Source organism: Streptomyces sp. NPDC001728 (genome assembly GCF_040297565.1).
In the GTDB taxonomy this organism is placed as follows: Bacteria; Actinomycetota; Actinomycetes; order Streptomycetales; family Streptomycetaceae; genus Streptomyces.
In genome coordinates this window covers 1-23756 of the sequence record NZ_JBEOZK010000021.1, presented here as the reverse complement: position 1 = coordinate 23756, position 23756 = coordinate 1, and the positions used below count along the sequence as shown (strand labels likewise).

Sequence of the window (23756 nt, the reverse complement as noted above, 5' to 3'; positions counted from 1 at the left end):
GCAGGACAGGCGGGACAGGCCCGGGGCGAATCCCGTACGGAAATCAGTGCGCGACGACCGGGATCTTCACCTCGTCGTCCGCGCCCGTGCCCGACCCGGCGACCGCGCCCGTGTCCGGCTTCCCGGTGTTGATCAGGACGAAGGCGATCGTGGCCGCGGCGACCAGGATGCCGACCGCCCACCAGATGGCCGCGGTGTAACCCTCGACCATGCTCTGGAGATGGACCAGCTTCTGCGCGGCCGGAGTGGTCGCGCCCGCCGCGTGGTCCGTCAGGTACGCGGTCGTCGCGGAGGCGGCGATCGTGTTCAGCAGGGCCGTACCGATGGCGCCGCCGACCTGCTGCGAGGTGTTGACCATCGCGGAGGCCACACCGGCGTCCCGCGGGTCCACGCCGAGCGTCGCCAGCGACATGGCCGGCATGAACGCCGTACCCATGCCCAGGCCGAGCAGCAGCTGCGCGGGCAGGATCAGGCCGGCGTACGAGGTGCCGACCTCCAGCTGCGTGAGCAGCAGCATGCCGAGACCGGCGGTCAGGAAGCCGGGGGCCATCAGCAGCCGCGGCGGGACGCGGGTCATCAGACGGGTGCCGATCTGCGTCGATCCGATGATCATGCCCGCGATCATCGGGAGGAACGCGAAGCCCGTCATGACCGGCGAGTAGCCCTTCACGACCTGGAGGTAGTAGGTCAGGAAGAGGAACAGGCCGAACATCGCGATGACGGCGAGACCCAGCGACAGGTAGACACCGCCGCGGTTGCGGTCGGTCAGGACGCGCAGCGGCAGCAGCGGCGACTTGACCCGGGCCTCGGTGAGCACGAAGGCGAGGAGCAGCACCGCGGAGCCGACGAACAGGCCGATCGTGCCGGCGTCGCTCCAGCCCTCGGACTCGGCGCGGGTGAAGCCGTAGACGAGCGAGACCAGGCCAAGGGTGGACAGGATCACGCCGGGGATGTCGAGCGTGGAGCGGTTGCGCCCGCCCGCGGGCTCGCGGACGACGAGGTACGCGCCGACGGCGGCGACGATCGCGAACGGGATGTTGACGAAGAACGTCCAGCGCCAGTTCAGGTACTCGGTGAGGAAGCCGCCGAGGATCAGGCCCACGGCGCCGCCGCCACCGGCGATCGCGCCGTAGATGCCGAAGGCCTTGGCGCGCTCCTTGGCGTCGGTGAAGGTCACGGCGAGCAGCGAGAGCGCGGCGGGCGCGAGGAGCGCGCCGAAGGCGCCCTGGAGCGCGCGGGCACCGAGCATCATGGCCTCGCCGTTCGCGGCGCCGCCGAGGGCGGAGGCGGCGGCGAAGCCGATCAGGCCGACCACGAAGGTGCGCTTACGGCCCCACATGTCGGCGATCCGGCCACCGAAGAGGAGCAGACCGCCGAAGGCGAGGGCGTAGGCGGTGATGACCCACTGCCGGTTGCCGTCCGAGATGCCGAGGTCCTGCTGGGCGGAGGGCAGGGCGATGTTCACGATCGTCGCGTCGAGCACGACCATCAGCTGGGCGAGGGCGATGAAGACGAGCGCTTTCCAGCGGCCGGGGTCGGCGTGGGTCACGGTGCTTCCGGGGATTTTCGGCATGGGTGTAGCCACCTCTTGGCGCGTACTGGTGGAGAAAGGGCGTGAGCAGGGGCGGGGTGCGTGACGTCAGAGCGCCCGCGACGCCCGTCGGGTCACGACGGGCAGGAGTCGCGTCTCAGGTCCTCCAGGGTCGCGGCCTTCCCCGGCAGTTCGGAGCGGGCGGGCGCCTCGAGACCGTCGAGGAACAGCTGCAGGTGACGGTGGACGAACTGGTCGAAGTTCCCGCCGCAGGCCGTTCCCGGCAGCGGTCGGGTCAGCTGGGAGATCGCCACCGTCAGGTCGCCGACGCCGATGTCGGCGCGGAGCCGGCCGGCCCGCTGCGCGTGGTCGACGAGACGCTGGACGGCCTCCTCCAGGCGCTGCCGTTCGGCGATCAGGTCGGGGTGCTCCCTGTCGAAGGCGCCGTCGAGCATCGGGCACAGGGCCCCGATGCGCTCGTCCGCGGCGCCGTGGGTGAAGCGGCGGAGGGCGGCGAACGGGTCGGCCTCCTCCTGGGTGGACCGCTCGGCCAGTTCGGTGAGGCGGGCCATGATCGAGAGGACGACCTCGTGGACGAGTTCGGCGCGCTCGGGGAAGTTCCGGTAGAGCGTGGCGTTCCCGACGCCGGCCCGGCGCGCGACCTCGTCGTACGGCACCTGGTGGCCGAACTCGACGAACATCTCGCGGGCCGCCGTGACGATCCGCTCGCGGTTGCGCAGGGCGTCGGCCCGCGGGCGGGGCACGCGGCGGGCGGGCGCCGTCCCGGCGGTCTCGGCTGCGTCGGCACTGGTGGTCACGCCGCGGCCTCCTCACTTCACTACGTCACTCGGACATCCGGGGAAGGAATCCCCGCTTCGTTCGACACAGTCCCAAACGGGGATTCGGTCCCCGGTTATTTCCCGCAGTTCATGTGACCTGGGCCACACCTCCCCCTCCGGTCGGAATACCCACGATCGGGCCACCCGGCGCGCGCGCCGGAACCTCCCACCACAGGCTGAGCGCACGGCGCGGCCTCGCGAGTACCGGAAGGGGCCGTGCCGCCGACCTGCCCCCACCGGAGAGGCGTCCGTATGCAGCTCCCCCGCCGACGGATACGCAGACCCGTCGCACTGGCCGCGACCACGGCACTCTCCCTGGCGCTGCTCGCCTCCGCGAGCACCACCCTCCCCGGCCCCGCCCCGGCCTCGGCCGGCCCCGTGGCCGCCGCGCCGAACGGCGCCCAGCTGGGACCGTGCCGCATCGCCACCACGATGGGCGTGCAGATGTCGGAGGGGCTGCCCACCGCCCCCGGGTACGTGCGCTCCACCGGCCAGGTCAAGGCCCTCAACCTGATGGTCGACTTCCCCGACGCGCCCGGCGACGGCACCGCGATGGGCCGCTTCCGCGAGTTCTTCCCGCAGACCGCCGACTGGTTCCGCACCAGCTCGTACGGGCGGCTGCGCTACCGCGCCGAGGCCCCGATACCGGACTGGCTGCGCATGCCGAAGGCGTTCTCCGCGTACGGGATCGAGCGCGGCTCACCGTACGAGCCGGGCTACCGCTCCCTCGTCGAGGACATCGTGAAGGCCGCCGACCCCAAGGTCGACTTCAGCGCGTACGACCTGGTCAACATCCTCGTCACGCCGAACGCCGGGCCCTCCGCCCTCGACACCGTCCTGTCCGTGACCTTCTCCGGCAACGACGACGCCCCCTACGCGGACGGCGTGCCGCTGGCCAACACGTCCTTCGTCTACAGCCGCCAGGACGACGGCTCCGGCAGCTTCGCGGAGACCGGCTACCGGGTGCTGCCGCACGAGAACGGCCACGTCTTCGGGCTGCCCGACCTCTACACCTCGGACGGCGGCGGCACCGTCGGGCACTGGGACATCATGTCCGAGGACTGGGGCGCCAACAACGATCTGCTCGGCTGGCACAAGTGGAAGCTGGGCTGGCTCGACAACGACCAGGTCGGCTGCGCCTACGGCCCCGGCAGCGCCGACTACACGCTCACCCCGCTGGCCGTCCCCGGCGGCCCCAAGCTCGCGTTCGTCCCGCTCTCCGGCACCTCGGGGTACGCGGTCGAGGTCCGCAGCAAGGGCGGCAACGACGAGGCCGTCTGCGAGGACGGCGTCCTGGTCTACCGGGTCGAGTCCGACGTGGACACCGGCCACGGTCCGGTGACCGTCTCCGACAGCGAGCGGGCGAGCGGCGGCTGCACCCGCAGGGCCAACGTCCAGGCGGAGCTGTCGGACGCCCCGTACCGCCCCGGCGAGACCTTCACCGACCGGGCGAACGGCATCCGGATCAGCGTCCTCGACGAGGACGAGAACGGCGCCTACCGGGTCCGGATCACCCGCGACTGACCTGTCCGATCGCCGGCCGCCGACCGGGTCACCCGGCGTCGGCCAGACCCCCCAGGCCCCGCAGTTCCCGCTTGAGGAGCTTCCCCGTCGGGTTCCGGGGCAGCTCCTCCTCCCGTACGACGACCCGGGCGGGGACCTTGAAGGCGGCCAGGCGCCCGCCCGCGTACGCACGGAGGTCCTCGACGCCCGTCGTGGCACCGGGCCGCAGCCGGACGACCGCCGCGACCTCCTCCCCGAGCAGCGGGTGCGGGACCCCGAGGACGGCGGCGTCGAGGACGTCCGGGTGGCCCTGGAGCACGCCCTCCACCTCCACGCAGTACACGTTCTCGCCGCCCCGGATCACCATGTCGGTGAGCCGGTCGACGACGGTGACGCGGCCGTCCGCGTCCACGCGCGCGAGGTCCCCGGTTCGGAACCAGCCGTCCTCGGAGAACGCGGCGCGGGTCGCCTCCTCGTTCCCCCAGTACCCCCGGACCAGCGCCTGACCGCGCAGCCACAGCTCGCCCACGCCCGCCGCGTCGGGGCCCTCGATCCGCACCTCGGTGGTGGGCGTGGGCCGGCCGACGCTGTCCGGGTGGGCGCGGTACTCGGCGCCGACGTTCGACAGGACGCCGCCGCTGGTCTCGGTGAGCCCGTAGCCGTTGCGGGGCTCGACGCGCTCCCCGTACCCCTCGGTGATCCCGGCGACGATGCCGGGCGGGGCGGCGGCGCCGCCGGTGCTGAGGAGGGTGAGCGTCGCCAGCTCGTCGCCGGCGGCGCGGGCCGCTTCGAGCAGCTGGAGCGCGGTAGTCGGCACGCCCGCGTAGTGGGTGACGCCGTGCGTCCCGATCAGTTCGAGGGCGCGCTCCGCGTCCCACTTCCGCATCATGACGAGGGTCCCGCCGGCCGCCATCACCGCGTAGAACGAGGTGAACGCGGCGACGTGGAAGAACGGGAAGGTGGTCAGCGACACGGGCGCGGGACCGGTCCCCGGTACGTCCCCGCGCGCGAGGGCCGCGGCGGCGGCGAAGTAACGGGGGTTCATGGCCGCCCCGGCCTGCGCGAGGTGGGTGGCGACGGCGCCCTTGGGGCGGCCGGTGGTCCCGGAGGTGTAGATGACGGTGGCGTCCTGCTCGGGCAGCACGTGGACGTCGGGCGGCCCGAGCTGCGGATCGGTGTCGGGGACGTACGCCCGGAAGCCGGCCTCCGCCTCCCCGTGGAAGACGATCCCGGGCACCTTCCGCTCGCGGGCCCAGGCCCGCACCCGGGCGACCCGCTCCCCGTCGACGAGGAGCACGCCCGGCGCGCAGTCGTCGAGCGCGTACGCGAACTCGTCCTCGGTCCACCAGGCGTTGAGGGGGACGGCGACCAGACCCGCGAGCTGGGCGGCCCAGAAGGCGATCTGCCACTCCGGGAGGTTCCGCATGGCGATCGCGGCCCGGTCGCCCGGCCGCAGGCCGTACTCCCCGACCAGCCGCCGGGCGAGCCCGCAGGCGGCGTCGAAGAACTCCCGGTAGGTGGTGGCGCCGTCCTCGGAGACCAGGAACACCCGGTCGCCGTAGGCCCAGGTCGTCTCCACGAACTCGCGGAGCGTGCGGGGCCCGGAGGCGTACACCCCCTCGCTCACCGCGAAGGGGGCGCCGGGCGCGGTGAGCCTCGCCTCCGGGGTCTCCGGCAGCTCCCCGCCGGCTTCCGTCGGTCGTGCGTCCACCACAGCAAACCTCCTGAGCGCCCGCTCGCCTCGCGCGGCGACGCTATGCCCGCCCCCCGACCAGGTCAACCCCGGCCGGACGGGCCCCCGCCGGGCCGCCCCCGAGCAACGCCCCCGCGTCCGTGTGGACGTCGAGCACCACGGACCGCGCTCCGGTCACCGCGAGGGCGCCGTGGCAGTCGCCGATCCTGGGCAGGTCCGCAAGGGCGATCCGGGCGCGGCCGGCGGCGTCGGGGCCGTGCCAGGCGACGAGTTCGGGCGGCGCGGACGCCGGGGACACCGTGAACGACTCCATCGAGGTGTTCAGGCCCTCGCCGGTCGCCTTCAGGACGGCCTCCTTCCGCGTCCACAGCGTCAGGCAGGCGGCGGCCCGCCGCTCCACGGGCAGGGCGTCGACGACCGCCCGCTCGGCGGGGGTGAGCACCAGTTCGAACTCGACGGGGACGCCCGGCAGCGCGGGCGGTACGAAGTACTCGACGTCCACGCCCACCGGGTGCCCGTGGGCCACCGCGACCGCCACCATGTCCCGCGAGTGGGACAGCGACAGTTCCCAGCCCGCCGCCTCCCCCTCGACCCACGGCTTGCCGTGCGGGCCGCCGCAGTCGGGGCACAGCGCGCGCAGGAACACCTCCTCGGGGGCGACGCCGGCGAGCTGCCCCACCGCCGTCTTGGCGAGGGCCCGGCCGGTGACGAACAGGGCGAGGTCCCGCCCGTTCAGGAACCGCGAGCAGCGGGCCCGTTCCGCCTCGTCGAGCAGCTCGAAACGGAGCGTCGGGTTCTCCGGTACGCGGGAGAGCCAGACGTGACAGTCGACCACCTGCGCCTCCCGCGCACCGGCGCGGCCGACGAGGGGCGGGTTCATGAGTCTCATGGGGATCCTCAACTCCTCAATGGACGGAAGCGAGCGCACTGGACGCTCTTCCATAGCTGTCGATAGGACCGAAAGGCCAGGTCAGAGGCGGTCCCATGGACCGTCTATCCGCCTCGGGAGTCCATCGATAGTGACCCGATGGCCGCCGCTGCCAAGCTTCAGTCATTCCTCAAGGAGCAGCCGCTCGGGCCGCACTCACGGACTTGGAGTCAGTAGAAGATGATCAAGAACATCGCGCTCCGCATCGCCGGTCTCGCCCTTCTCGTCGCCGCCGCCGCGTCCCTCACGACGACCGCCTACGCCGAGGACGTCACCACCCCGCAGTCCGAGCCCACCCCCGGCGTCGTCACCACGACCCCGGACCCGCACAACCCGTGGGGCTGAACCGGCCCGGCGCCCGCCGTGTCCCCCAGCGCCTGTTCCTCCGTCCGCGCCGGCGGCTCTCCCAGCGCCCGTTCCCGCGCCTGACGCTCAGCCCGTCCGATCGGCCCTGGCCGTGTTCACCGCTCCCGGAATCCCGGGGCATCCGGTGAGCACGGCCAAGGCCGTTCGGCCGTACGAGCCTCAGCCCGCGACCCCGGCGTCCTCGAACACCTCACCCACCTCTGCCGCCCCTTCTTCCTCGTCCTCCAGGGCGATCAGTTCCAGCAGCCGGGCGGCCAGCGAAGCCACCGTCGGAGCCGCGAAGAACTCCTTGAGGGAGATCTCCAGACCGGTGAGCAGATCGACCTTGTTGACCACCCGGGTCGCCAGGAGCGAGTGCCCGCCCAGCTCGAAGAAGCTGTCGTGGATGCCCACGTGGTCGACGCCGAGCACGTCCTTCCAGACCTCCGCGAGCGCCGCCTCGATCTCGTTGCGCGGCGCGCTGTAGTCGCTCGCCAGGTGCTCGCGCTCGGCCGCCGGCGCGGGCAGCGCCTGCCGGTCGATCTTCCCGCTGGTGGTGAGCGGCAGCGCCTCCACGACCACGAACGCACCCGGGATCATGTACTCCGGCAGGGCGTCCTTGCAGCGCAGCCGTACGGCGGGCACGTCCACGGTCCGCCCCTGCGCGGGCACGGTGTAGGCCACCAGCCGGGTGTCGCCCGGCTCGTCCTCACGGACCAGGACGACCGCCGAGGCGATCTCCTCCTGAGCGACGAGCGCCGCCTCGATCTCGCCCAGCTCGATCCGCAGACCGCGCAGCTTGACCTGGTGGTCGATGCGGCCGAGGAACTCGAGGTTGCCGTCGGGCAGCCAGCGCACCAGGTCGCCCGTCCGGTAGAGCCGGGCCTCCGGATCCGCCGAGAAGGGGTGCGGGACGAAGACCCCCGCCGTCAGCTCGGGCCGCTCCCAGTAGCCGCGGGCGACACCGACACCGCCGATCCACAGCTCGCCGGGGACACCGGCCGGCGCGAGGCCGCCGCCGGGGTCCATCACGTACGCCTCGGTGTTGCCGATGGGCCGGCCGATCGGCACCCGGTCGACGGGGCCGGTCAGCGTGTACGCCGTCGCGGAGATGGTCGTCTCCGTCGGGCCGTACGTGTTGCAGATCGGCACCGCCGTGGCGCGGAACCACTGCGCGACCAGGTTCACCGGGACCGCCTCGCCGCCGAGGACGAGGAGCCGGAAGGAGTCGCCGTGGGTGTCGCCCGCCTCCAGGCGGGCCACGACCTGCTGCCACATCGCCGGAGTGAACTCGGCGACGGTGACGCCCTGTTCGCGGATCACCCGGAGGCTCTGCGCGGGCGTCCAGGTCTCGCCGTCGCGGAGCACGATCCGTCCGCCCGCCATCAGCGTCGGGAAGATCTGCTCGGCCGCCGCGTCGAAGCTGATCGACGCGAACTGCAGGGTCCGGTCGGCCGGCCCGAGCCCGTAGCGCTGCCGCATCTCCTGGAGCCGGTTGCTCATCGAGCGGTGCTCGATCATGACCCCCTTGGGGGTGCCCGTGGAGCCGGAGGTGTAGATGACGTACGCCAGCGAGGAGGGGGCGACCGGGACCACCGGATCGGTGCCGTCGAGGGCGTCGAGCAGCGGGCGGTCGCGGTCCATCAGGAGCAGCTGCCGGCCGGGCGCCACCGGCAGTCGGCCCGCGACGGACTCCTGGGTGACGACCAGCGGCGTCCGGGTCTCGTCGAGCATGAACTGCAGGCGCTGGACGGGGTTGGCCGGGTCGAGCGGGACGTATCCCGCGCCCGCCTTGAGGATGCCGAGCATCGCCACGATCATGTCGGGCCCGCGCTCCAGGCAGATCGCGACCGGGACCTCGGGTCCCGCGCCCCGTGCCATCAGATGGCGGGCGACCTGGCCGGCGCGCACGTCGAGCTCCCGGTAGGTGAGCCGGACGTCCCCGCAGACGACGGCGACGGCGTCCGGGGTCTCGGCGGCGCGGGCCGCGAACAGCCGGTGGACGGGCTGCTCGTCCGCGTGGTCGACGCGGGTGTCGCCGCCGGTGCGGAGCAGGGCCGCGCGCTCCTCGTCGCCGAGGACGTCGAGGGCGCCGATACGGCGGTCGGGGTCGGCGGCGACCGCTTCGAGGAGACGGACGAGCCGGTCGCCGATCGTGACGACCGTGTCGTGGTCGAAGAGGTCGGAGAGGTACTCGATGTGGGCGTCGATACCGGCCGGCTCCCGGTCGGCGGTGTGCCGCTCGGTCATGCCGAAGTCCAGGTCGAACTTGGCGGTGTGGGTGACCACGTCGTGCCAGCTCGTCGAGAGTCCGGGCATCGCCAGCTGCTCGCCGTCGGTCGCCTGGAGGAAGGCCAGCATGACCTGGAAGAGCGGGTGGTGGGCGGTCGAGCGGGTCGGGTTCAGCTCCTCGACCAGGCGGTCGAAGGGGATGTCCTGGTGGCCGTACGCCTCCAGGTCGGTGGAGCGGACCCGCTCCAGCAGTTCGCGGAAGGTGGGGTCCTCGGAGGTGTCGGTGCGCAGCACGACCGTGTTCACGAAGAAGCCGACGAGGTCGTCGAGCCCGTCCTCCGTACGGCCCGCCAGCGGCGCGCCGATCGGGATGTCGGTGCCCGCCCCCAGCCGGGTCAGCAGGGCGGCGACGGCGGCCTGCACGACCATGAACAGGGTGGACTGGTTGTCCCTGGCCAGCTCGGAGAGCCGGCCGTGCAGGGCGGCGGGGACGCCGAAGCGGTGGATGCCGCCCCGGGGCGAGGCCACCTGCGGGCGGGTGCGGTCGACGGGCAGGGCGAGTTCCTGCGGGAGGTCGGCCAGCTGGCCGCGCCAGTACGCGAGCTGGCGTGCGTCCAGGCTCTCCGGGTCGTCGGTGGCACCGAGCAGCTCGCGCTGCCAGACCGCGTAGTCGGCGTACTGCACGGCCGGCGGCTGCCAGCCGGGCGCGCCGCCCGCGAGCCGCGCGCCGTAGGCGGTGCTCAGGTCCCGGCCGAGCGGGCCGACGGACCAGCCGTCGCTGGCGATGTGGTGCAGGAGCAGCAGCAGGTAGTGCTCCTCGTCCGACACCCGGAACACCCAGGCGCGCACGGGGATCTCGGTCGACAGGTCGAAGGGGGTGCGCGAGGCGGCGGAGACGGCCTCGTCGACGCCGTCGGCCGGCACGTCGACCCGCTCCAGGGCGACCTGGGCCTCTTCAGCCGGCCGGATCGACTGGAGGGGCTCGCCGCCCACCGAGGGGAAGACCGTCCGCAGCGCCTCGTGCCGTCCGACCACGTCGTTCACGGCCGCGCCGAGGGCGTCCACGTCCAGGCGGCCGGCGAGCCGGATCAGCCAGGGCACGTTGTACGTGGAGCTCGGCCCCTCCAGCTGCCCCAGGAACCACAGCCGGCGCTGCGCGAACGACACCGGGACGTCCGCCGCGCGCTCCACCGGAGCCAGCACCGGACGCTCACCACCCGCCGCCGACGAGGCCAGGCGCCTCGCGAACTCCCGTGCCGAGGGGGCACGGAACAGGTCCCGCACCCCGACCTCGTAGCCGAGCACCGCACGCACCCGGCTCACCAGGCGGGTCGCGAGGAGGGAGTGGCCGCCGAGGGCGAAGAAGTTGTCGTCGGGCTCGACCCGCTCCACCTTCAGGATCTCGCCGAAGATCCCGCAGAGGATCTCCTCCTGGGCGGTCAGGGAGGCCCGGACCGGGGCGGCGGCCGGGGCGGCCGTCGCGGGGGCCGGGGCGGGGCCGCCGTCGCGGACGACGAAGGCGCCGGGGATCAGGGCGGCGGGCAGGACGGCCGCCAGGTGCTCCCGTACGGCGGTCTCGTCGAAGGCGGCACCGGCGGCGGGCACGACATAGGCGACGATCCGCCCCGCCGCTCCCCCGGACCGCTCACCGCTCGGGGACTCGTCCCTGACCAGTGCGACGGCGGAGGCGACCTGCTCGTGGGTGCGCAGGGCCTCCTCGATCGCGGCGGTGTCGATCACGGTCGTGCCGGTGCCGGCGGCGGTGACGGCGGGCGCGTCGGACAGGGCGCCGATGCGCCGGTCGGGGTCGGCGGTGACGGCTTCCAGGAGTCGGACCAGCCGGGCGCCGAACGCGGCGACGGTCTCCTCGTCGAACAGGTCCTTCGCGTAGTTCCACTCCAGGGTCAGCCCCGCCGGGCCGCCGTCCGCCGTGTGGCGCTCGGCCACGGAGACGGCGAGGTCGAACTTGGCGGTGCCGCTGGGCACGTCCGTCCAGGTGACCTCGGCGCCGGGGATCTCGATCCGGCCCTCGTAGCTGTGCTGGAAGGCCAGCATGACCTGGAAGAGCGGGTGGTGGGCGGTCGAGCGGGTCGGGTTCAGCTCCTCGACCAGGCGCTCGAAGGGGATGTCCTGGTGGCCGTACGCCTCCAGGTCGGTGGACCGGACCCGCTCCAGCAGCTCACGGAACGAGGGGTCCTCGGAGGTGTCCGTGCGGAGCACGACCGTGTTCACGAAGAAGCCGACGAGGTCGTCGAGCCCGTCCTCCGTACGGCCCGCCAGCGGCGCGCCGATCGGGATGTCGGTGCCCGCCCCCAGCCGGGTCAGCAGGGCGGCCATCGCCGCCTGCATCACCATGAACAGGGTCGACTGGTTGCCCCGGGCCAGCTCGGAGAGCCGGCCGTGCAGGGCGGCCGGGACGCCGAGGCGGTGGATGCCGCCCCGGTACGAGGCCACCTGCGGGCGCGACCGGTCCGACGGAAGGCCGAGGACCTCGGGCAGCTCGCTCAACTGGCCGCGCCAGTAAGCGAGCTGGCGCGCCTCCAGGCTCTCCGGGTCCTGGACGTCACCGAGCAGCCCCCGCTGCCAGACCGCGTAGTCGGCGTACTGCACCGGCAGCGGCTCCCACGCCGGGGCGAACCCGGCGAGCCGCGCCCCGTACGCCACGCTCAGGTCCCGGCCCAGCGGGCCGACCGACCACCCGTCGCTCGCGATGTGGTGCAGCAGCAGGAGCAGGACGTGCTCGTCCTCCGAAATCCGGAACACCCACGCGCGCACCGGAATCTCGGACGACAGATCGAACACCCGCTCCGACGCGGCGGCCACCGCGTCGTCCACACCTTCGGCGGAGACGTCCACCCGCTCCACGGGCACCCGCACGTCCCCCGCCGGCCGGACCGACTGCAGGGGCTCGCCGCCCACCGAGGGGAACACCGTCCGCAGCGCCTCGTGTCGCCCGACCACGTCGTTCACGGCCGCGTCGAGCGCGTCCACGTCCACCCGGCCCGAGAGCCGGATCAGCCACGGCACGTTGTACGTCGAACTCGGCCCCTCCATCTCGCCCAGGAACCACAGCCGGCGCTGCGCGAACGACACCGGGACGTCCGCCGCGCGCTCCACCGGAGCCAGCACCGGACGCTCACCGCCCGCCGCCACCGACGCGAGACGCCTCGCGAACTCCCGTGCCGACGGGGCGCGGAACAGATCGCGCACCCCCACCTCGTAACCGAGCACCGCACGCACCCGGCTCACCAGACGCGTCGCGAGGAGGGACTGACCGCCGAGGGCGAAGAAGTTGTCGTCCACCCCCACCCGCTCCACGCCCAGCACCTCGCCGAACAACCCACACAGAATCTCTTCCTGCACGGACACGTTCACCATTCACTCCTCAGACGTCGATCGAAAGAAATTCCGTAGGGGACAAGCGGATTACTGCCGGACTGCTCCGCAGGAAGGGCAGCCCTAGGCCATGAGCTTGCGAATCTCGGTGATGAGGCCGACCAGCGCCTCGCGCTCCGGGACGGTCGTCTCCGGGTGCCACAGGTCCACGAGGAGGCAGGTGCGCGGGCGGACTCCGTCGTTCCACGCCTCGTGCTCGAAGGAGTAGTCGAAGAGCAGGCACTCGCCCTCCTTCCACTGCCGGGTCTCGCCGGCCACGGTGATCCCGCACCCCTCCGGGATGTCCACCGCGAGGTGCAGGTTGATGCTGAAGTTCCAGAGGTCGCAGTGCGGCGCGATCGAGGCGCCGGGCAGCAGGGTGGAGAAGTGGCTCTCCAGGAGGGTGCAGAGCTTGCCCTGCTCCAGGACCTCGCGGGTCAGCACCTCGTACGCGGTGGGCACGAGCGGGGCCGAGGACTCGACCGGCGCGCCGTCCCTGAACAGGTACAGGGCCTGCCAGTTCTCCTGCCGGGTGAGGTAGTGCTCGTAGTCGGAGAAGGCGCTCTTCCGCTCGGCCCAGGCCTCGTCCAGCTCCCGTCTGATCGCGGCGTGCCCGGCCTCGAAGGCGCGGACGACCGGGGCGATCTCGGGGTGCCCGTAGGGGTCGTGCCAGGGGGTCTGGGAGATCCCCGGCATGATCCACTTGGCGTTCTTCTGGAGCGGGTGCCGCTCCTGCTGCTTGCGGTACAGCATGTCCTCGACACGGACGATCGAGTCGGCTCCGTGCCGGTCCTTCACGTCCTGGAAGATCGCGTCGATCTCGGGGGTCATGGCTCGCTCTCTCTTCCGTCAGGCCGCGAGGGCCGGGGCGGCCGTCGCCGGGGCGGTGGCCGCGGGGGCGGTCTCGTACAGGGCGGGGATACGGGTGGGCAGCGAGCCCCAGGTCTCGGGGGTGTAGAAGTGACCGCCCGGCAGCACGTCATGGCGGTACTCGCCGGCGGCGAGGTCGCGCCACTGCTCGGCGGCGCGCGGGTCGATGACCTCGTCGGCGTCCCCGTTGATCACCTGGACCGGCACGGAGACCTGGGCGCCGTCGCGGTAGTAGAAGGTGTCGCGGATGCGCACGTCCGCGCGCATCAGGTCGAGCGCCATCTCGCGCAGGTCCGGGTCGTCCAGGACGTGCTGCGGCAGCAGCCCGAACGTCTCCATCCAGTGCATGATCTGCTCGTCGGTGTCCCGCTGCGCGGGGAACATGTCCTGGACGGTGAGACCCCGGCTCGGGGCGTTCGCGGAGGAGACGACCAGGGCCTTGGGGAGCGGGCCGCCGCGCTCCTCGATGCGGGCGGCGACGTCGAAGGCCATCCAGCCGCCCATGCTGTGGCCGAAGAGGACGTAGTCCCGGTCGGCGGCGGAGAGCACGGCCGCGACGGCGTCCTCGGCCAGCTCGTCCCAGTTGTCGGGGCAGTCCTCGGCGAACCGGCCCTCACGGCCGGGGTAGCAGATCGCGGCCAGTTCGACGCCCTCGGGCAGCACGTCCGCCCAGGGCATGTACGAGCCGGCGCCGCCGCCGCAGAAGCCCAGGCAGATGAGCCTCAGGCGCGCGTCCGGGTCCTGCCGGGGGCGAACCACAATGGTGTCCTGCACGGTCTGTCTTCCTTACGTCGTCGAAGTGGGGGGTGTCAGGCCGCGGTCGTGGCGCGCAGGGCGTCGACGTGGTCGGCGAGGTCGCGCAGCCGGGGGTGCTTGTAGACGTCCTTGACGGGGACCGGCCGGCCGAGGCTCTTCTTCAGGCGTCCGACGACGCGGAGCGCCATCAGGGAGTGGCCGCCGAGGGCGAAGAAGTCGTCGTCGACACCGATCGACGCCCGGCCGAGGACCTCGGACCAGACGCCCGCGATCAGCCGCTCGGTCTCGGTGGCCGGTGCGCCGCCCGCGGCCGGGGCCGGGGCGCCGGCCGCCTCGGGGGCGGGCAGGGCGGCGGTGTCGAGCTTGCCGTTGGGGGTCAGCGGCAGCGCGTCGAGGAACACGTAGTCGGAGGGGAGCATGAACTCCGGGAGCGCCTGCGCCGCGTGCTTGCGCAGCAGCGCCGCGCCCGGCTCTGTACCGGCGGGGGTCTCCGTACCGGCGGCGGGGACGAGGTAGGCGACGAGGCGGTCGCCGGAAGCGTCGGTGGACCCGGCGCCGTCCGTGGCGTCGGCCGCCGGGCGGATCTGGACCACGGCCGTGGCGACCTCCGGGTGGGAGGCGAGGACGTGCTCGATCTCCCCCAGCTCCATGCGGTATCCCCGGAACTTGACCTGCCGGTCGGCGCGGCCGACGAACTCCAGGCCGTGCGGCGCCCGCCGGACCACGTCGCCGGTCCGGTACATTCGGCTGCCGGGCGTGCCGAACGGGTCGAGGGGGAAGCGCTCGGCGGTCAGCTCCGGCTGGTTCACATAGCCGAGGGCCAGTCGCGGTCCCGCGATGCACAGTTCACCGGGCTCGCCGTCCGGGACCTGGCGTCCCGTCGCGTCCAGGACGTGGAGCCGGTTGCCGGGCAGGGCGTCGCCGATGTGCGGGCCCTCGCCGGTGATCCAGGCGGCGGTCGCGTCGACGGTGCACTCGGTCGGCCCGTACAGGTTGAGCGCGTCGAGGACGCCGTTCGCGGTGGCCTCGGACAGCTCGCGCCAGGTCCGCTCGGGGACCGGCTCGCCGCCCATGAAGAGGCGCGGGACCCGGCCGTCGGCGCGGGGCCGCAGCAGGGTGGCGCGGAGCATCTCCCAGTGCGAGGGCGTGAGGTCGAGGTCGGTCACGGCGAGCCGGTCGAACAGCTCCTCCAGGCGCTCCGGGTCCTTGCGCACCTCGTCGTCCAGGACGACGACGCTGTCGCCCCGGCAGACCCGGACCCACTGCTGGACGGAGGCGTCGAAGGAGACGCCGGCGTTCCAGGCGACGGTACGCGGCTCGGGGGCGTACGCCCCGAACTCCTCCAGCGCCGCGACCAGCGAGGCCACACCGGCCCGGGTGGCCTCCACGCCCTTGGGGCGGCCGGTGGAACCGGAGGTGAAGATGACGTACGCGGGAGCGTCGGCGGCCGGCAGGTCGTCGAAGGGTACGGGGGCGGGCGAGCGCTCGGGCAGCGCCGCCGGGTCGACCAGCTCGACGCCCGCCGGGGCGAACCCGGTGTCGGCGCCCGCGTCGGCGACGAGGACCCGGATGCCGGACTCCTCGGCCATGTAGCTGAGGCGGTCGTGCGGATAGGCCTGGTCGAGCGGGACGTACGCGGCTCCGGCGCGCCAGGTGGCGAGCAGGGCGACGACGAGTCCGGCGCCGCGCCGCAGGTGGACGCCGACGCGGTCGCCCGGGGCGACACCGCGGGCGATCAGCTCACCGGCGAGGAGGCGGGTGCGCTCCTCCAGCGCGGCGAAGGTCAGGGTGGCGTCGGAGCCGTGGACGGCGAGGCGGTCGGGGTGGCTGCGCGCGACCCGCAGGAAGCGGGCCGGCGCGTCGATGGGCTCCTCGTGGAGGACGGCCATGGAACACGCTCCTTGGTACGGGAGGGTCGGGTGGGGTGGTGCGGGTGGGGTCGGCGCGGCTCAGGCGAAGCGCGCTGCCGGGCGCACCGACGGCCGGCAGTCCTCGACGTCGGCCGGGTTGCCCATGGCGACGACGATCTTCCGGTCGCCGCGGAAGGGGTCGCGGCCGTGGGAGGTGAGGATGTTGTCGACGAGCATCACGTCGCCGACCTGCCACCGCTCGCGGACGGTCGCCTTGTCGTACGCCTCCTGGAGCGCGTCCAGGTCCTCGCGGCTGAGCGGGGTGCCGTCGCCGAAGGCGGTGTTGAACGGCAGGCCCTCGCGGCCGAACTCGTCGACCAGGGTCTCGCGCAGCTCCTCGTCGAGCGCCCATTCGTTCCAGAAGACCAGGTGGTTGAACCAGACCTCCTCGCCCGTGTCCGGGTGCCGGATGGTGCCGGGGCGCACCTGGCTGGTGCGCAGGTTGCCGTCCTCCTGCCAGTCGAGGGCGATGCGGTTCTCGGCGCAGTAGCGCTCGACGTCCGCCGGGTCCTCGGTGGCGAAGGCGGTCTTCCAGTCGGTGGAGATGTAGTCCGAGTAGCTGCGCTGGAGCAGCCAGCCGTGCTCGCGCATCTTCTCGGCGAGCGCCGGCGGGACGTTCGCGAGCACCTTGCGGACGTCGGCGACCGGGGTCGCGCCCTGCTCGGCGGGGGCGGTCAGGCAGCCGAAGAGGAGGGCCCGGGGGAAGGTCAGCGTGTAGCTGTTCTCGTTGTGCATGCGGATGGACTGCGAGGGCGGCAGGTCCGTGGAGGAGAAGACGTCGTCGCCGAAGCTGCTGCGCGGGGTGGCCTTCTCGCGGTACGGGGTGCGCTCGGGGACGAGCACGTCACGGACGCGGGCGAAGTCCTCGACCGTACGCACCGGCAGGCCGCGCAGGTACAGGGCGCCGTGCACGTGGAGGGCCGCGGTCAGCTCGGGCAGCCGCTCCTGGAGCCAGGCGCAGGCCTCGTCGATGCCGGCGAAGGCGGGGGCCTCGGCGGTGGCGGGCTTGCCGGGGGCGGTCCGCCAGTCGAGGACGGCGGTGGTCGCGGAGGTCGGGACGGTCGGGGCGGCGGCGCGAACGGCGTGGGTGCGTACGGCGGTTCGCACGGTCGTGGTGGTCACCGGGGCTTCCTTTCGTGGGTGCGTGGATCAGTGGACGACGGGGCGGGGGCGCGCGGCGGGCCGGGAGGCGCCGTCACGCGGCGGCGAGGGCGTTCCTGACGGCCTCGCCGGCCTCCTTGGTGCCGAGGACTCCGCCCAGGTCGGGGGTGCACCGGCCCTCGCTGATCGCCACGCCGACGGCCCGGCGGAGGGCGTCGGCCTCGGTGGCCCAGCCGAGGTGTTCGAGCATCAGGGCGGAGCTGAGAATGGCGCCGAAGGGGTTGCCGATGCCCTGGCCCGCGATGTCGGGGGCGCTGCCGTGCACGGGCTCGTAGAGGCCGAAGCCGGTGACCGGGTTGATGTTGGCGGAGGCCGCGTTGCCCAGGCCGCCGGCGAGCATCGCCGCGAGGTCGCTGAGGATGTCGCCGTACGAGTTGTTGGTGACGATGACGTCGAACTGGGAGGGGTCGGAGATGAACTTCATCGCCGCCGCGTCGACGTACAGGTGGGTGGACGTGATGTCGGGGCGCTTGGCCGCGGCCTCCTGGAAGGCCCGCTGCCAGACCTGCCCGCCGTGCCGGACGGCGTTCGACTTGTCGACCATGCAGACCCCGCGCTTGGCGATGGAGTACGCGTACTCCATGATCCGCGAGACGCCCATGTGGGTGCTGACGTCGGCGTCGACGGCCATCTCGTGCTCGGTGCCGGCCCGCAGGACGCCGCCGATGTCCGTGTAGAGGCCCTCGGTGTTCTCGCGGACGATGACGCAGTCGAGCTTGCGGGTCCGCTCGTCGCGCAGCGGGCTGAGGCGCTCGTCGAGCAGCGCGGCCGGGCGGTGGTTGACGAAGAGGTCGAGGTCGAAGCGGAGGCGGAGGAGGACGCCGCGGCCGTAGTCGGAGGTCTTGACGCGAGGGTCGCCGATGGCGCCGAAGAGCACGGCGTCGCTGGCCTTGACGCGCTCGAAGTCCTCGTCGGAGAGGGAGACGCCGGTACGGAGGTAGGTGTCGGCGTTGACGTGGTCGAGGACGTCGAAGCGGAGGTCGAGACCGAGGGCGTCGATGGTCTCCAGGGCCTCCCTGGTCACCTCGGGGCCGATGCCGTCGCCGGGGATGACGGTCACTGTCCTGGTCATGAGGGGTCTCACCGTTTCTTGGCTGTTGGAGGGTGGTCGTTCAGGGGAGGAGGCGGGCGCGGGCCGCCGCGAGGATCTGCGGGGAGCGGTTGAAGGCCACCCGGACGTAGTTCCGGCCGCGCTCCTCGTCGGCGAAGAACGGCGTGCCGGGGGCGAGGAGGACGGAGGACTCCTCCAGGACGCGGCGGACGAAGGTCCGGCAGTCCTCGTCGGTGGCGCCGCGGATGTCGGCGAGCACGAAGCAGCCGCCCTCCGGCAGCCGGAAGGTGAGTCCCATCCGGGCGAGGATGTCCGCCGTCTCGTCGCGGGCCTGGGACAGCTCCTTCGCGGCCGTGAGGGAGGCCGCGTCGAAGAGGTCGGTGAGGCCCGCGGCCAGCTGGAGCGGGGCGCCGGCGCCGTTGGTGGTGATCTCGTGGACCCGCCGGAAGACCCGGGTGAGCTCCGGCCGGGCCCGCAGGAACCCGAGCCGCCAGCCGCTGATGGCGTGGCTCTTGGAGAGCGAGCCGACGACCACGCAGCGGTCGCGCAGGGAGGGCACGTCGGCGACCGAGAGGTGCGGGCGGTCGTCGAAGACGAGGTTGGCGTACACCTCGTCGGAGATGACCGTCACGTCCCACCGCTCGCACAGCGCGGCGATCCGCTCCAGGTCCTCCGCCGACAGGGTCTGGCCCGTCGGGTTGGCCGGGGTGTTCAGGATGATCGCCCGGGTGGCGGGCCCGAAGGCGGCGGCCAGCTCGTCCGGGTCGAGCCGCCAGTCGGGGCTCGCCGGCCCCTCCGGCTCCTGGAGGCGGACGAACTTCGGCCGGGCGCCCGCCAGTTCGACGGCGCCGAGGAAGTTCTCGTAGTACGGGTCCAGGAGGACGACCTCGTCGCCCGGGTCGACCAGCGAGAACAGCGCCACGCACAGCGCCTCGGTGCCGCCGACCGTGACGGTCAGCTCGGTGTCCGGGTCGGCGGGGGTGGTGAAGGACTCCGCGATCCGGCGGCGGATGTCCGCGCCGCCGTGGGGCAGTTCGTACTGGTTGACGCCGCCGCGCAGGGCCCGTACGGCCTCCTCGACGAGGGGCTTCGGGGTCTCCGGCGCGCCGGGCGTGCCCACGGCCAGGTCGATGGCGCCGCGCTCGCGGGCCAGCAGGAACAGCTCGGCGAGGTTGCCCTTGGGGATGCGCCCGGCCCGCTCGGAGACGGCCGCCCGGCCGCCCGTCGCGGTCGCGGGCACCGCTGTGGCGGTCTCCGTCGTGGCGGTCTCCGTCGTCACGAGGCCCGCCGGAGCTTCGCCGCGTCCGGGGAGGAGAAGGTGCCGCGGGTGATGCTGGTCATCCAGGCCGGCCGGCGCTCCTCGTAGGCGGCGATCACGTCGGCCTTGCGGAGGGTCACGTCGATGTCGTCGAGGCCGTTGAGGAGGAGCCAGCGCGCACGGTGGTCCGCCTCGAACTCCCAGGTCCGGCCGTCGGCGGTGACGGTCAGCTCCTGGAGGTCGACCGAGATCCGGAACTCCGGGTCGTTGAGCGCCAGTTCGGCCAGCTCGGCGACGACGTCCACCGGAAGGGCCACCGCGAGGAGGCCGTTCTTCAGGGCGTTGCGCAGGAAGATGTCACCGAAGCTGGTGGCGATGACCGCGCGGAAGCCCCAGTCGCGCAGCGCCCACACGGCGTGCTCGCGCGAGCTGCCCGTACCGAAGTTGTGTCCCGCGACCAGGACGCTGGCGCCCTGGTGCTCCGGCCGGTTCAGGACGAAGCCGGGCTCCTTGCGCCAGTGGCCGAACAGGGTGTCGGCGTAACCGGACTTGGTGAGCCGCTTGCAGAACTCGGCGGGGATGATCTGGTCGGTGTCGACGTCGTCCCTGCTCAGCGCCACGGCCTGGCCGGTGTGCGCCTTCATCGGCTCTCTCATGCCTGGTCCTCCTGCTCGTTCTTCGGGTCGGTCAGCTCGCTCGGGGTGGCCAGTCGCCCGACGACGGCGGTGGCGGCGGCCACCACGGGCGAGACCAGGTGGGTGCGGGCGTGGGTGCCCTGCCGGCCCTCGTAGTTGCGGTTCGAGGTGGAGGCGACGCGCTGGATGCCCTGGAGACGGTCGGCGTTGATGCCCATGCACATCGAGCAGCCGGAGAGCCGCCACTGCGCGCCGGCGTCCAGGAAGACCTGGTGCAGGCCCTCCTCCTCGGCCTGGGCGCGGACGGCCATCGAGCCGGGGACGACGAGCATCGTGATCGACGGGGCGACCTTGCGGCCGCGCAGCACGTCGGCCGCGGCCCGCAGGTCCTCGATGCGGCCGTTGGTGCAGGAGCCGAGGAAGACCGTGTTGATGTCGATGTCCCGCATCGGCACGTGCGCTTCGAGGCCCATGTACTCCAGGGCCCGGCGCGCCGCCGCCCGCTCGGCGTCGCTGCCGAAGGACTCGGGGGCGGGGACCTCGGCGTCCAGCGGTACGGCCTGGCCGGGGTTGGTGCCCCAGGTGACGAAGGGCTTCAGCCCGGTGACGTCGAGCTCCACGACCCGGTCGAAGGCGGCACCCTCGTCGGTCCGCAGGGACTGCCAGTAGGCGCAGGCCTCCTCCCACTCGGCGTCCGCGGCCGGGTCCCAGCGCTCGCGCAGGTAGTCGACCGTCTTGTGGTCCGGGGCGATGAGCCCGGCGCGGGCACCGGCCTCGATGCTCATGTTGCAGACCGTCATCCGCCCCTCCATGGAGAGGTTCTCGACGGCCTTGCCGCGGTACTCGATGGCGTAGCCGTTGGCCCCGTTGGCCCCGATGTGGGCGATCAGCGCGAGGATCAGGTCCTTCGGCGTCACGTCCGCCGGCGGCTCGCCGACGAACTCGACCGACATGGTCCTGGGCCGCTGGAGGGCCAGCGTCTGGGTGGCGAGGACGTGCTCGACGTCGCTGGTGCCGACACCGAAGGCGAGGGCGCCGAAGGCGCCGTGCGTGGAGGTGTGGCTGTCGCCGCACACCACGGTCATGCCGGGGCGGACGAAGCCCAGCTCCGGTGCCACGACGTGCACGATGCCCTGCCGGTCGTCGCCCAGCGAGAACAGCTCGATGCCCTGCTCCTCGCAGTTCTCGCGGAGCCGCTCCAGCTGTGCGCTGCCCATCGCGTCCTTCACGAACAGCGTGTTGGTGGGCACGTTGTGGTCTTCCAGGGCGAGCGCCAGGTCGGGTCTGCGGACCCGGCGTCCGGTGAGCTGGAGGCCGTCGAAGGCCTGCGGCGAGCTGGCCTCGTGGAGCAGGTGCAGGTCGATGTAGAGGAGGTCGGGTTCGCCCTGCGCCCGGTCGACGACGTGGTTCTCCCACACCTTCTCGATCAGGTTGCGCTCGGCGCCTTCGGCGCGTTCCGGCTGCGTGACGGTGCTCATCGGCCGGCCACCGCCATCTCGACGGTCGTGGCGGCGGCGGTCGCCGGCGCCGAGGCGCGCAGCAGACGGTCGGTGATGATCTCGCGCAGGTCGCCCAGCTCGATGCAGGTGCCGTCCGCGCGGTTGGCGATGTAGGTGTCGTAGATCTCGTCGAGCAGGTCGCGCTCGACGCCCAGACCCATCTGGTCGAAGAGGTTGCGGATGACGCTGCGTCCGGAGTGCCGGCCGATGAGAATTCCGCGGTCGCGGCCGAAGAGGTGCGGCTCGACGTATTCGTACGTCACCGGGTTGCGCAGCATTCCCGCCTGGTGGATTCCGGCCTGCGTGGCGAATGCGTTGTCGCCGAAGAGGGCCTTGTTGCGCGGCGTCGACATTCCGATGATCCGGCTGAGGATCAGATAGGCGTCGTACAGCTTCTCGGTCTCGAGTCGGCTGGTCACACCCAGCAGCTCGCCCTTGTAGAGAAGGACGGCGGCCAGTTCTTCGAGGGGGGTGTTTCCGGCGCGCTCACCGATTCCGGCGAGGGTCGACTGCACCTCGTCCGCGCCCGCCTCGATTCCGGCGAGGGCATTGGCGAGGGAAAGCCCGAGGTCCTGGTGGCAGTGCGTGGAAAGGATGACGTCGTCGGGGATCCAGGAGCGGACCCGGGCCACCTGGGCGCCGTATTCCGACGGGATCATGCAGCCGGTGGTGTCGGCGAGCGCGACGGTCCTCGCGCCCTCCGCGACACCCGCCTCGATCAGCGGGCGCAGCATGTCGTCGGTGCCGCGGCTGGCGTCCTCGATGCCGAGCGTGATGTCGGTGAAGCCGAGCTCACGGGCGAAGCGGATGCTGTCGATGATCTCGTGCAGGCCTTCGGCCCTGGTCAGGCCACGCTTGTGCTCCAGGTGGACATCGCTGCCGGTGGCCATGATCTGGACCTGGTGGTCGATGCCGCCGGCCTCGGCCGCCAGCTCGATGTCCTCGCGGACCGCACGGTTGAGGGTGGCGACCTTGGCGGTGGTGAGCGCCTCGGCGATCAGCTTGGTGGCCAGGAAGTCGCTCGGGGAGGAGCTGGGGAAGCCGGCCTCGATGGTGTCGACGCCGGTGGCCTCGATGGCGAGGGCCAGCTCCAGCTTCTGCTCCGCGTTCATCGCGTTGCCGGGGGCCTGCTCTCCGTCGCGGAGCGTCGAGTCGAATACGCGGAGCCGACGTGCCGGGGAGTTGGGGCTCGAAGTCATGATTCTTCCTCTTTCGGGAACGCCGCCATGAGACACAGGATCCGGAGATCTCGCTGTGTGGTAGCGGGGGCTTGTGGCCGACGGCGGTGACTTTACGCGGCCGGGAACGCCGCACGTCAAGCCTTTTCCGCAAAATAGGGCACCGATAGCGACTCGATGGGGGCACCTAGGAGAATGAGATACAAGCGCGCATTTCCCTATGCATCGAGTGGCGAATCAAGGAGTGATTTTAATGGGCGAATTCTCTTCCGAGGCACGCCTTCTTTCTCGAATGCGGCGTGCGGGTGCCGCGGTTCGGATCGGCCGCCGCGCGGAGGGGGTGCGGGAGGTTCCGCTGTCCTTCGCGCAGCAGCGTCTGTGGTTCCTCGACCAGCTGGATCCGGGGAGCGCGGAGTACGTGGTGCCCACCGCGTTCCGGGTGCGGGGTCCGCTGGATCCGGCGGCACTGAGCACGGCGCTCGATGCCCTGGTCGTACGCCATGAGGTGCTGCGGACCCGGTTCGCGACCGGACCCGAGGGCGACCCGGTGCAGATCGTGGAGGAGCCCTGGCATGTGGCCGTCGAGCAGCTGGACCTGGCCGGGGCCCCGGATCCGGAGGAGGCCGGCCGGGCGATCGTCGAGTCCTTCGGGCACCGCCCGTTCGAGCTGGCCGAGGGGCGACTGCTGCGGGCGATGACGGTCCGTCTCGGCGAGGACGACCACCTCCTCGCCCTCGCGATGCACCACATCGTCGTCGACGGCTGGTCGATGGGCGTCCTGGTGGAGGAGCTGCGCCGCCTCTACACCGGGGACTCACCCCTCGAAGAACTCCCCATCCAGTACGCGGACTTCGCGCTCTGGCAGCAGAAGCAGCTGTCGGGCGACGCCCTCGGCAAGCACCTGGACTACTGGCGGACGCAGCTGGCCGGCCTGGAGACCCTCGAACTCCCCACGGACCGCCCCCGTCCCCGTATCCGCTCCGGCGCCGGAG

16 protein-coding genes and 1 pseudogene are annotated in these 23756 nt (G+C 72.5%); 3 read left to right on the top strand and 14 right to left on the bottom strand.

Features of this window, described 5'->3' with window-relative positions; translation table 11 throughout:
• Positions 1–43: 43 nt before the first annotated feature.
• Entirely contained in the window at positions 44–1573 is a 1530-nt protein-coding gene (locus ABT154_RS26740; RefSeq protein ID WP_351859825.1) for an MFS transporter, read from the bottom strand.
• A 92-nt stretch (positions 1574–1665) separates the two neighbouring features.
• The gene (locus tag ABT154_RS26735; protein ID WP_351859824.1) at positions 1666–2349 is read right to left on the bottom strand and encodes a TetR/AcrR family transcriptional regulator; all 684 of its coding nucleotides are present in this window, start codon (positions 2347–2349) and stop codon (positions 1666–1668) included.
• 273 nt (positions 2350–2622) lie between these two features.
• Here ABT154_RS26735 and ABT154_RS26730 point away from each other — a divergent pair, with 273 nt between their 5' ends.
• On the top strand, positions 2623–3894 hold the full coding sequence (locus ABT154_RS26730) for a M6 family metalloprotease domain-containing protein (protein WP_351859822.1): 1272 nt from the start codon (positions 2623–2625) through the stop codon (positions 3892–3894).
• Between the two features lie 28 nt (positions 3895–3922).
• Here ABT154_RS26730 and ABT154_RS26725 read toward each other — a convergent pair whose 3' ends face one another.
• Both ABT154_RS26725 and ABT154_RS26720 read right to left on the bottom strand, forming a co-directional pair.
• Positions 3923–5587, bottom strand: a complete 1665-nt coding sequence (locus ABT154_RS26725) for a class I adenylate-forming enzyme family protein (protein WP_351859820.1) — start codon at positions 5585–5587, stop codon at positions 3923–3925.
• Positions 5588–5627: 40 nt separating this feature from the next.
• Positions 5628–6455 carry a 4'-phosphopantetheinyl transferase family protein gene (locus ABT154_RS26720; protein WP_351859819.1) on the bottom strand — a complete coding sequence of 276 codons (828 nt, stop codon included), beginning with the start codon at positions 6453–6455 and terminating at the stop codon, positions 5628–5630.
• A 219-nt stretch (positions 6456–6674) separates the two neighbouring features.
• Here ABT154_RS26720 and ABT154_RS26715 point away from each other — a divergent pair, with 219 nt between their 5' ends.
• Positions 6675–6839: a hypothetical protein gene (locus ABT154_RS26715; protein ID WP_351859817.1), complete on the top strand. Its 165-nt coding sequence runs from the start codon at positions 6675–6677 to the stop codon at positions 6837–6839.
• 180 nt (positions 6840–7019) lie between these two features.
• On the opposite strand, the pseudogene ABT154_RS26710 reads toward ABT154_RS26715, so the two are convergent.
• From ABT154_RS26710 to ABT154_RS26665, 10 genes and pseudogenes are all read right to left on the bottom strand, one after another.
• Positions 7020–12428: pseudogene (locus tag ABT154_RS26710) on the bottom strand (amino acid adenylation domain-containing protein); the annotation flags it as partial.
• 102 nt (positions 12429–12530) lie between these two features.
• The gene (locus ABT154_RS26705; RefSeq protein ID WP_351859813.1) at positions 12531–13277 is read right to left on the bottom strand and encodes an aspartyl/asparaginyl beta-hydroxylase domain-containing protein; all 747 of its coding nucleotides are present in this window, start codon (positions 13275–13277) and stop codon (positions 12531–12533) included.
• A gap of 18 nt (positions 13278–13295) precedes the next feature.
• The gene (locus ABT154_RS26700) at positions 13296–14090 is read right to left on the bottom strand and encodes a thioesterase II family protein (protein WP_317873902.1); all 795 of its coding nucleotides are present in this window, start codon (positions 14088–14090) and stop codon (positions 13296–13298) included.
• 35 nt (positions 14091–14125) lie between these two features.
• Positions 14126–15961 (bottom strand): non-ribosomal peptide synthetase, encoded by a 1836-nt coding sequence (locus tag ABT154_RS26695; protein ID WP_351859810.1) that lies wholly within the window; start codon positions 15959–15961, stop codon positions 14126–14128.
• A gap of 60 nt (positions 15962–16021) precedes the next feature.
• Complete coding sequence (locus ABT154_RS26690) at positions 16022–17104, bottom strand: TauD/TfdA family dioxygenase (protein WP_351859808.1); 1083 nt, start codon at positions 17102–17104, stop codon at positions 16022–16024.
• A 73-nt stretch (positions 17105–17177) separates the two neighbouring features.
• Positions 17178–18215 carry an isocitrate/isopropylmalate dehydrogenase family protein gene (locus ABT154_RS26685; protein WP_351859806.1) on the bottom strand — a complete coding sequence of 346 codons (1038 nt, stop codon included), beginning with the start codon at positions 18213–18215 and terminating at the stop codon, positions 17178–17180.
• A 40-nt stretch (positions 18216–18255) separates the two neighbouring features.
• Complete coding sequence (locus ABT154_RS26680) at positions 18256–19473, bottom strand: pyridoxal phosphate-dependent aminotransferase (protein WP_351859804.1); 1218 nt, start codon at positions 19471–19473, stop codon at positions 18256–18258.
• On the bottom strand, positions 19470–20108 hold the full coding sequence (leuD, locus tag ABT154_RS26675; RefSeq protein WP_351859802.1) for a 3-isopropylmalate dehydratase small subunit: 639 nt from the start codon (positions 20106–20108) through the stop codon (positions 19470–19472). Before leuD ends, ABT154_RS26680 begins: the two co-directional genes overlap by 4 nt.
• Positions 20105–21565, bottom strand: coding sequence for a 3-isopropylmalate dehydratase large subunit (gene leuC, locus ABT154_RS26670; RefSeq protein ID WP_351859800.1), 1461 nt, complete (start codon positions 21563–21565; stop codon positions 20105–20107). Before leuC ends, leuD begins: the two co-directional genes overlap by 4 nt.
• Positions 21562–22785 (bottom strand): LeuA family protein, encoded by a 1224-nt coding sequence (locus ABT154_RS26665; RefSeq protein WP_351859798.1) that lies wholly within the window; start codon positions 22783–22785, stop codon positions 21562–21564. The genes leuC and ABT154_RS26665 overlap by 4 nt, the downstream gene beginning before the upstream one ends.
• A gap of 271 nt (positions 22786–23056) precedes the next feature.
• Between ABT154_RS26665 and ABT154_RS26660 the strand changes: the two genes are divergently transcribed.
• On the top strand, positions 23057–23756 hold a 700-nt coding region (locus tag ABT154_RS26660), incomplete at its 3' end, for a condensation domain-containing protein (protein ID WP_351859797.1).